Source organism: Flavobacterium sp. (assembly GCF_040382755.1).
Lineage (GTDB): Bacteria > Bacteroidota > Bacteroidia > Flavobacteriales > Flavobacteriaceae > Flavobacterium.
Genome location: NZ_JBEIET010000096.1, coordinates 1 through 7,689 on the forward strand (window position 1 = coordinate 1; position 7,689 = coordinate 7,689).

The following is a 7,689-nucleotide window of genomic DNA, read 5'->3' on the forward strand; positions in this document are numbered from 1 at the left end:
AATAATACTATTTAAAATGAAAAAAATATTAATTGTAGATGACGAACCCAATATTGTAATGTCATTAGAATATACTTTTAAGAAAAATGATTTTGAAGTTTTTATTGCTCGAGATGGAATAGAGGCATTAGAAATTGTAAAGTCTGATTTTCCAGATGTCATCATTTTAGATGTTATGATGCCACTTGTTGATGGTTATGCTACTTTAGAACACATAAGAAAAGACAGCAATTTATCACATACTAAAGTCATCTTTTTATCTGCAAAAAATAAAGCAAGCGATATTGAGAAAGGTTTGGCATTAGGTGCCGATGCGTATTTAACCAAGCCCTTTTCTATAAAAAAAGTAGTGGAACAAGTACTTGAATTACTTCAATAATTTTTTTATAAAATATATAAAGGTGAATTTTTTTTCACCTTTTTTTTGCAATTTAAATATATACTTATTTAGCAACATTATTTTAATTGGTGTGTTTTAATTTAGTATTTTTACTTTAATAATACAGAACAAATTAACAGAAATAATGACGTATCAAGAATTATATGACCATAGTATTCAATCTCCAGAGAAATTTTGGTCAGAACAAGCAAATGCAATACAATGGTTTAAAAAACCAACTACTATTTTGTCTAAAGATCAAAATGAGTATCCTCTTTGGTTTGCAGATGGAGAATTAAACGCTTGTTATTTGGCATTAGACAAGCACATTGAAGATGGATTTGGAGATAATGTAGCTATTATTTATGATTCGCCAGTAACACAAACTGTTAAGAAGTATACCTATAATGAAGTAAAAGCTGAAGTAGCCAAATTAGCAGGCGGTATGTTGTCTTTAGGCTTAAAAAAAGGAAATACAGCTGTAATTTATATGCCAATGATTCCTCAGGCTGCCTTCGCAATGTTAGCTTGTGCTCGAATAGGAGTAATTCATTCCGTGGTTTTTGGTGGATTCGCGCCACACGAATTGGCAATTCGAATAGATGATTGCAAACCAAAAATTGTAATAACAGCATCTTCTGGAATTGAAATAGACCGATTAATCGCATACAAACCTTTAGTAGATGAAGCTATTGAATTGGCAGCACATAAGCCAAAAAAAGTAATTATTTTAAACAGAAAATTAGGCGCAAGAATACCATTTAAAAAATACGATGTAGATTACGATGCCTTAGTTTATGGTTCAGAAGAAGCACCTTGTGTTTCTGTGGAAGCAACACATCCTTTATATATTTTATATACGTCTGGAACTACAGGAAAACCTAAAGGAATTGTCAGAGATACAGGAGGTTATACTACCGCACTTAAATACTCAATGGAACATATTTATGGTACTAAACCAGATGATGTGTTTTGGGCAGCTTCCGATGTGGGTTGGGTGGTAGGACATAGTTATATTGTTTACGGACCCTTATTTAATAGAAATGCAACAATCATTTTTGAAGGAAAACCCATTCGTACTCCAGATGCAAGTACTTTTTGGCGTGTAATTGAAGAACATAAAGTAAATGTTATGTTTACAGCGCCAACTGCAATTAGAGCCATCAAAAAAGAAGACCCGAATGGAGACTTCATTAAAAAATACGATTTATCAAGTTTAAAAACCCAGTTTTTAGCGGGTGAACGTTGTGATGTGGCTACTTTAGAATGGTATCAAGCACATATTCCTGTACCTGCAATTGACCATTGGTGGCAAACAGAATCCGGTTGGCCAATGATTGCCAATATGATGGGAGTAGAGTTTTTACCTATAAAACCAGGTTCGGCAGGAAAAGCCGTTACGGGTTATAATATTCAAATTTTTAACGAAGAAGGCGAAGAGTTGGCTTCAAACGAAGAAGGGTATGTAGTCATAAAATTACCATTACCTCCAGGAACGATGATGGATTTATGGAATGAAAACGCTCGATTTAAAGAAGGATATTTAGAAAAATTTCCAGGTTATTATTTTTCTGGCGATGGCGGTTTTAAAGATAAAGACGGATATGTATTTATTACAGGTAGGGTAGATGATGTGATTAATGTAGCAGGTCATCGCTTATCTACAGCTGAGATGGAAGAAATTGTTTCTTCACATCACTCGGTTGCAGAGTGTGCTGTTATTGGAATTAATGATGAATTAAAAGGGCAAGTTCCATTAGCATTAGTGGTAAACAAACTTGGTGAAAATATTGAACATTTTCAATTGCAACACGAAGTAGTTCAGTTAGTTCGTGAACAAATTGGTGCAGTGGCTTCTTTAAGAGATGTGGTTATTGTGCCGCGATTACCAAAAACTCGCTCAGGTAAAATTTTACGTAAGCTTTTACGAAGTATTGCAGATGCTACTGATTTTCAAATCCCATCTACTATTGATGATGAAGCTATAATTGACGAAGTTAGAACCGAATTTAAAAATGCGAAAATAGGTTCATTTAGATAAAAGTTTATCGAACGAAAGTCACCTATACTTATTTAGCAAATTATTTCTTTTCCGAAGGAATAGATTTATTATATTTACATTACGAAACAAAAAACCAAACGAATAATGAGTTATTATAAAATTACTGATTTAGAAAATTATTTTAAAATGTACAAAAAATCAGTACGCGAACCAAGAAAATTTTGGGATCGTATTGCTGATGAAAATTTTACTTGGTATCAAAAATGGGATAAAGTTTTTGATGTTGATATGCAAGAAGCCAATTTCAAATGGTTTTTAAATGCGAAAGTAAATATTACTAAAAACTGTATCGACAGACATTTAGCCAAACGTGGCGATAAAACGGCGATAATTTTTGAACCAAATGATCCAAAAGAAGCTGCTTTACATATTACATATAAAGAATTATATGAGCGCGTTTCTAAAATGGCCAATGTATTACGTGAACAAGGTATAAAAAAAGGCGATAGAGTTTGTATTTATTTACCAATGATTCCAGAATTGGCTGTTGCTGTTTTAGCTTGTGCACGAATTGGAGCCATTCACTCGGTAGTTTTTGCTGGATTTTCAGCTTCTGCTGTAGCGGCAAGAATTAACGATTCTGAATGTAAAATGGTAATTACATCCGATGGTGGATTTAGAGGAAATAAATCAGTAGATTTAAAAGGAATCGTAGATGAAGCTTTAGAAAAATGTCCTTGTGTAGAAAAAGTGTTAGTAGCTAAACGAACCAATACGGATGTAAATATGAAAGATGGTCGTGACATTTGGTTACAACCACTTTTAGATGCTGCTTTAGGAAATAATGTTGCTGAAATTATGGATGCCGAAGATCCGTTGTTTATTTTATATACTTCAGGTTCTACCGGAAAACCAAAAGGAATGTTACATACCACAGCAGGGTATATGGTATATACTGCTTACACGTTTAAAAATGTTTTTAATTACGAAGAAAATGATGTATTCTGGTGTACCGCTGATATTGGTTGGATTACAGGGCACTCTTATATTTTATATGGTCCGTTATTAAATGGAGCCACTACAGTACTTTTCGAAGGCGTACCTTCTTATCCAGATTTTAGTCGTTTTTGGGAAGTAATTGAAAAACATCAAGTCAATCAGTTTTATACGGCTCCAACTGCCATTCGTGCTTTAGCCAAAGAAAATTTAGATTATGTTCAAAAATTCCCATTAAGTTCTTTAAAAGTTATTGGATCTGTTGGAGAACCAATTAATGAAGAAGCTTGGCATTGGTATAACGACCACGTAGGAGGGAAGCGATGCCCATTAGTAGACACTTGGTGGCAAACGGAAACGGGTGGAATTATGATTTCTCCAATTCCTTTTGTAACACCTACAAAACCAACGTATGCATCTTTACCTTTACCAGGAATTCAACCGGTTTTAATGGATGAATTAAGAAACGAAATTGAAGGCAACCAAGTAACTGGTAGTCTATGTATAAAATTCCCTTGGCCGTCAATGGCAAGAACCATTTGGGGTGATCATCAGCGTTATAAAGAAACGTATTTTACAGCATTCCCAGGTAAATATTTCACTGGAGACGGTGCTTTACGCGATGAAGTTGGATATTACAGAATTACCGGTAGAGTAGATGATGTAATTATTGTTTCAGGACATAATTTAGGAACCGCTCCAATTGAAGATTCTATTAATGAGCATCCAGCAGTGGCAGAAAGTGCAATTGTAGGTTTTCCTCACGACATTAAAGGAAATGCGTTATATGGTTTTGTGATTTTAAAAGAAACAGGAGAAACCAGAAATCAAGATAATTTACGTAAAGAAATCAATCAACTTATTTCAGACCAAGTGGGACCGATTGCTAAATTAGACAAAATTCAGTTTGTGTCTGGTTTACCAAAAACACGTTCTGGAAAAATTATGAGACGTATTTTAAGAAAAATTGCTGAAGGTGATTTCTCTAATTTTGGAGATATTTCTACGTTGTTAAACCCTGAAATTGTTGAAGAAATTAAAAACGAAAAGTTATAATTTCAATTTCATAATACAAAAAGAGGCACAATATAGTGCCTCTTTTTATTTATTATAAGATGCTTGATGTTATTTAATTCCCAATTTACTTTTCAATTTCAAAAATAAAATAGCTATAGAGTAGGCATCATCTGCCACAGAATTTCGTTCACTGATAGAAATATTTAAAAATTTACTCATTTCTTCCATTGCATATTTTTTATCATTCGTTTCTGATAATTTATTAAACATAGCTTCAATGTCGTATGCCTCATTTTTAAGTTTCCCTAATTTAAGTCGACTTAACATTTGGTTAAGCATTTCGATATCAAAATCAATTCGGTGCCCAATAAATATTGAATTTCCAAGATATTCGATTAAGGTTTCAATCGCCACTTCTTCAGAAACTTTTTCTACTTTACTAACCGTAATAAATTCGTTATCTAAACTAATATCTAATGGAGTAGTGTGCTTAATGTAAATTTCAAAAGAGTCTTTCAAAATAATTCTGTTTTCAACTATAGATGTTGCTGCGATAGACATAATCACATCTTTTTCTGTATCTAAACCAGAAGTTTCCATACTAATAACAACATATTTAGTAGCTGGATTTTTAAAAGATTCAGTATATTTTTTCCAAAATTCAGGATATTCTTTATGAAATAATTTTGATAACATATGTTTTATGAAAATTGGGTTAATTTATATTTTGATTTAATTAAATCTGTAACATCTTCAATTTCTAACAAGGCTTTTTTCATTTCCTCTTTATCAATTTTAGACAGTTTTTTGGGATCAATAAAAGCGCCGTCATTATCATTTATAATACCTTCTTGAGCTCTTAATTCTTGTAGTTTTATATAGTTTTCTGCAAAATCCAAGTATTTTTCAGCATTTTTAGTATCAATTATGGCCATTTGCTTAAAACGCAAATAGGTATTGTTGATTCCTTTTAAATTATTACTTAAGGCAAAAATTCGTGCTGCATCAATATAAAATTGTAACCCTTTTTCTTTTAAATTAAAAAATTCTTTATGTTTTCCGTTTTCTTCAACAGCAAATTTTTTGAAAAAAGTCAAAGCTGGAGGAAGTTTAAGTAATTGATTACCAATATAATCAAAAAATAAAGTATTGTTGGCTAAACTCTGATGTATGGCAATTTCTAATGAATCTTTAATTTTTGTTTCACCATAAATGTATTCAAAATCAAAGAAAATCCCATTAAAATCGGACATATTTTCACCTGGCGATTTAATGCAATTTGTATAAATTGACGTAAAATCAGACAACGATTTACACCATTTAATATTGCTGGCTAAATGCTCATTTGGACAAGGTTTATAGCCTAAATTCTGCATATTTAATATGACTAATTTAGCCAATTGTACGAAATAAAATTTAACATCACGGTGTTTGTCTGCCGCCACATTTTCGAACACAATTAAATTATCCTGATCACTTAAAACCAATTGCTCTTTTCTGGCCTGACTTCCTAAAGATAGCCAAACAAAACGAGCAGGAGGTGAGCCGATTTTTTCAATTGATAACTTTATACATTGCTGAATAATCGCGTGCAAAACACCACCCACAGTATTGTTAATATGAAAAATCGGAATATTTTTTGTGAATGAATTCTGAATTACAAACAAATATTTAGAATGCACATATTTTAATTCCTCAAAATTTTTCGAATTTCGAATTTCATCAATCAAAACTCCTGGGTTATTTGACTGCGATTTAATAATATCGCGTTCCGAAATGATGCCTTTTATACGTGTATTTTCTGTACCATCTTCAGTAACACATAAATAGCTGGTTTCGTTTTTTAGAAGCAATAATTGCGCTTCCGCTACAGAAATGGTTTCTTCTACAATGGCCACATTTTGTTGCATAGTTGAGCTGCAATCGGCATCAAAATTAATCGCACCAAAAGCCACTTTTTTTCTGAAATCGGCATCCGTAATTAAGCCATTTATTCTGGCGTTATTCGTAACAATTGCATACGATTTGTTTGCATCCATCATTTTCTTCGCCACAGTCGAAATACTGGTATGAGTAGGTATTACAAGTGGATTTTTATCATAATCCAATTCCTGAAAATACGAAAAGTCAGTTAATTCTGTTTCAGAACTGGCTTCAGAAATCGCTTTTAAATTTTGATAATTTTCACCGTTGGATTTTGTCTGTTCAGAGAAACTCTCTAAAAAGTAATCCATAACAGCAGCATATTTTGCTAAAAGTGGTTTAAATAAAACAATAGGAATGGCATACACTACAGCATCTTCATTTGCAATAGAATTTAAAGAATAATTATTTTTTGCAAAAAACGGACGTAATCCAAAAATAGAACCCACATAACATTTAGAAATCAACGTTTCTTGTGCATCAATTATTTTTGTTAAATGAATAATACCAGAATGTACAATATAAAAATTCTGATGTAATTCGTCATTGATTTTAAATAATCGTTTTGATTTTTCTAAATAGATAATTTCACTCTGCGAGGCAATTTCTAACAAGTCTCCATAAGCTACTGTTTTAAATGGATCGTATAGCTTTAAAAAATCTACAATGTTTTCTGCAAAAGTATTCTTCATAATAGGAGTAGTAAATACACATCAAAATTAAACAAATAAATCAATTCTTACTAACGTATTCTTAAATATTCTATTTTACATAATGTATATTATAATTCATTAATATTATTTAATATTATCTTAAATTAGATGATTATTGCTAAACATTATTTAATTTTGTAGAAATATAAAATTTAGCACTATGTTAAACTGGTTTAAAAAAATAGCACTACTTGAAGGAATTTCTTTTTTAGTTTTAATTTTTAATATGTTGGTTCTAAAACCAAATTATTTTGATACGTATAAATTAATTCTAAAACCATTCGGAATGCTTCACGGTGTTTTATTTATCTTGTACATAATATTAGCTTTTTTATTGAAAGATGAAAAAAAATGGAATTTAAAAGATTTTAGCATTATTATATTAGCGTCATTTATTCCGTTTGGTACTTTTTGGGTAGATAAAAAATATTTAAATCAAAGTGCTTAAAATTCGCATATTCCAAAATAAAAAATAATTTTTTTCAAATATGAAAGTTTTCGATCTAATTGAACCAATGTTAAAAAAGCTTGATTTCGGTGCAGATTTTACCTTATACGGAAATTTGTTCGTTAATTTATTGGTATTAATGGTTTTGGCTTATGCTATTGATTATTTGGCAAAAAAAATATTAATAATTGGTTTGGCTATTGTGGCAACC

6 protein-coding genes are annotated in these 7,689 nt (G+C 31.3%); 4 read left to right on the top strand and 2 right to left on the bottom strand.

All coding sequences use genetic code 11. The annotated features are described in order from the left end of the window. Positions 1–16: 16 nt before the first annotated feature. From ABWO04_RS08615 to acs, 3 genes are all read left to right on the top strand, one after another. Complete coding sequence (locus tag ABWO04_RS08615) at positions 17–379, top strand: response regulator transcription factor (protein ID WP_353079164.1); 363 nt, start codon at positions 17–19, stop codon at positions 377–379. 121 nt (positions 380–500) lie between these two features. Then, entirely contained in the window at positions 501–2,420 is a 1,920-nt protein-coding gene (locus ABWO04_RS08620; protein ID WP_353079174.1) for an acetate--CoA ligase, read from the top strand. Positions 2,421–2,525: 105 nt separating this feature from the next. After that, complete coding sequence (acs, locus tag ABWO04_RS08625; protein WP_353079166.1) at positions 2,526–4,433, top strand: acetate--CoA ligase; 1,908 nt, start codon at positions 2,526–2,528, stop codon at positions 4,431–4,433. A gap of 69 nt (positions 4,434–4,502) precedes the next feature. Here acs and ABWO04_RS08630 read toward each other — a convergent pair whose 3' ends face one another. Then, positions 4,503–5,090 (bottom strand): 3'-5' exonuclease, encoded by a 588-nt coding sequence (locus ABWO04_RS08630; protein ID WP_353079168.1) that lies wholly within the window; start codon positions 5,088–5,090, stop codon positions 4,503–4,505. Positions 5,091–5,095: 5 nt separating this feature from the next. Further along, positions 5,096–7,009: a DUF294 nucleotidyltransferase-like domain-containing protein gene (locus ABWO04_RS08635; protein WP_353079170.1), complete on the bottom strand. Its 1,914-nt coding sequence runs from the start codon at positions 7,007–7,009 to the stop codon at positions 5,096–5,098. 181 nt (positions 7,010–7,190) lie between these two features. Here ABWO04_RS08635 and ABWO04_RS08640 point away from each other — a divergent pair, with 181 nt between their 5' ends. Continuing rightward, positions 7,191–7,478 (top strand): DUF3817 domain-containing protein, encoded by a 288-nt coding sequence (locus ABWO04_RS08640; RefSeq protein ID WP_353079172.1) that lies wholly within the window; start codon positions 7,191–7,193, stop codon positions 7,476–7,478. Positions 7,479–7,689: the final 211 nt, after the last annotated feature.

Excerpts from the sequence above, each read along its gene's own strand:
- ABWO04_RS08630 (WP_353079168.1), bottom strand. The coding sequence starts at position 5,090 with ATGTTATCAAAATTATTTCATAAAGAATATCCTGAATTTTGGAAAAAA.
- ABWO04_RS08635 (WP_353079170.1), bottom strand. The coding sequence starts at position 7,009 with ATGAAGAATACTTTTGCAGAAAACATTGTAGATTTTTTAAAGCTATAC.
- ABWO04_RS08640 (WP_353079172.1), top strand. The coding sequence starts at position 7,191 with ATGTTAAACTGGTTTAAAAAAATAGCACTACTTGAAGGAATTTCTTTT.
- ABWO04_RS08615 (WP_353079164.1), top strand. The coding sequence starts at position 17 with ATGAAAAAAATATTAATTGTAGATGACGAACCCAATATTGTAATGTCA.
- acs (WP_353079166.1), top strand. The coding sequence starts at position 2,526 with ATGAGTTATTATAAAATTACTGATTTAGAAAATTATTTTAAAATGTAC.